The following is a 1,518-nucleotide window of genomic DNA, read 5'->3' as shown; positions in this document are numbered from 1 at the left end:
CGGCGCGGCGGGCGGGGCGGTGTTCACGGTGCGGCTGCCGGCGGCGGGGTGAGCCGGGCCCGTCAGACAATGGCCCAGTCGAATACCTCGTCCAGCACGCGCAAGGCTTCCGGGTGGCGATCGAGCGGTGCGACCAGGGCATGCCTGAAGTCGGTGATGCTTCGCTCGAACACCGCCAGACAGATGCAGGCCGTGTGATGCCGGGACGGGTACAGGATGCCGTCCAGTCCGAGACCGTGAACGTGATCGGCCCAAGCCGGCCCCCAGCGATACGGTACTGGCCGGCGGGCATCGTATTCGCCGTAGAGGTCGGCCGTCAGGCCGTGACGCACCAGATTCGGAACCGTCAGATCCAGCACCCGCATCGGTACACCGATCGTGACAAGGTAATCGCCCCGGGCCGCGAGTTCCGGCAGCGGCGTATGCCGATGACAACGCAGCCTCAGGGCAGCATTGCGGCAGAGGCTTTCGGCGAGCGCCCCCGTCAGTGTTTCTGCCAGATACAGCGTGCCGAAGGTGGCACTGCCTGAATTGAAGCGGCTGCCCGCTGCCCGGTCGAAATACAGCGGTGATGCATGCGCCAGCCTTGCGATCCGGTGCCAGCGGCTGCCGGCCGGCAAGGAACGGCAGGGCAAGCTGTTTTCATCGTCCGTGACTTCCGGCAAGCGGCTCACGTCGCGGCCTGCTCCAGATACAGCCGGGCGGCCTGACGGGCCTGTTCGATTTCCGCCGGATCACCGGCGCGCAGCCGTTCGATCGGCGATCTGGCACTTTCCTGCGTTCCGGGCGGCGACAGGAAGAAGCTCACGACGGCGCGATCCGACAGGCCCGGCGGCAACTGCATGGCCAGTTCGCGCAGGCCGTCGAGCACACGGCCATGCTCGAACTGACAGGCCGGAAACATCAGCCGGGTTCCCTCCCGATAAGCCAGCAACTGCCTGCGCTGGGCCGCCTTGCGCACGGCATCGGCGCTCATGCCGGTCACACGCGCAACCTCTTCGACCGTGCAGGCACCGCCGCCCGCTGCAATCAGTTCACGCCAGCGCGCTGCACCTTTCTCCATCAACCGGTGCAGCAGCTGCGGTTCCTGAGTCAGGGACATTCCGGGGTCTTCGGATGCCATCAGGCGAGTCATGGCATCGCGGAAAGTCGTGTCATCGGCCAGCGAGCGCTGCAGTTCGTTCAGGGACCGGGCGTCTTTGACAGCGTCGAGCCGCAGCGCAAAAGCGCGCTTCAGTTCGGCTTTCAGCGTGCGAATCTTGTCCACCTTCATCCAGCCTCAGGATCAGTCAGCCACGGTTTCAACCGATTCTTGCGGGACAGCCTGGACAATATGGACAGGATGGACAGGCATGACAAGCCCGGGCGCCATGGATACCTGCACGCCTGCCTGGGCGACTGTCCGGTCGAGCACCTACGCTTGCCCACTTGTTCCGGCATCCCGACGAGGCCAGACGATCATGAACGGGCGACGGAGCGGACGCGGCGGGCCGAAGGGCCGGCAGGTCGATGCGCAGG

2 protein-coding genes are annotated in these 1,518 nt (G+C 66.1%); both read right to left on the bottom strand.

Annotated elements, in window-relative coordinates; genetic code table 11:
* Positions 1-62 precede the first annotated feature (62 nt).
* Positions 63-674 (bottom strand): RES family NAD+ phosphorylase, encoded by a 612-nt coding sequence (locus PKE44_RS19385; RefSeq protein WP_324554491.1) that lies wholly within the window; start codon positions 672-674, stop codon positions 63-65.
* Positions 671-1,273 carry a hypothetical protein gene (locus PKE44_RS19380; protein ID WP_324554490.1) on the bottom strand — a complete coding sequence of 201 codons (603 nt, stop codon included), beginning with the start codon at positions 1,271-1,273 and terminating at the stop codon, positions 671-673. The genes PKE44_RS19385 and PKE44_RS19380 overlap by 4 nt, the downstream gene beginning before the upstream one ends.
* Between the last annotated feature and the right edge of the window lie 245 nt (positions 1,274-1,518).

It is taken from the genome of Plasticicumulans sp. (assembly GCF_035331805.1).
In the GTDB taxonomy this organism is placed as follows: Bacteria; Pseudomonadota; Gammaproteobacteria; order Competibacterales; family Competibacteraceae; genus Plasticicumulans.
Note: the sequence above shows the minus strand (reverse complement) of the source record. Positions and strands in the feature narration are given on the sequence as shown.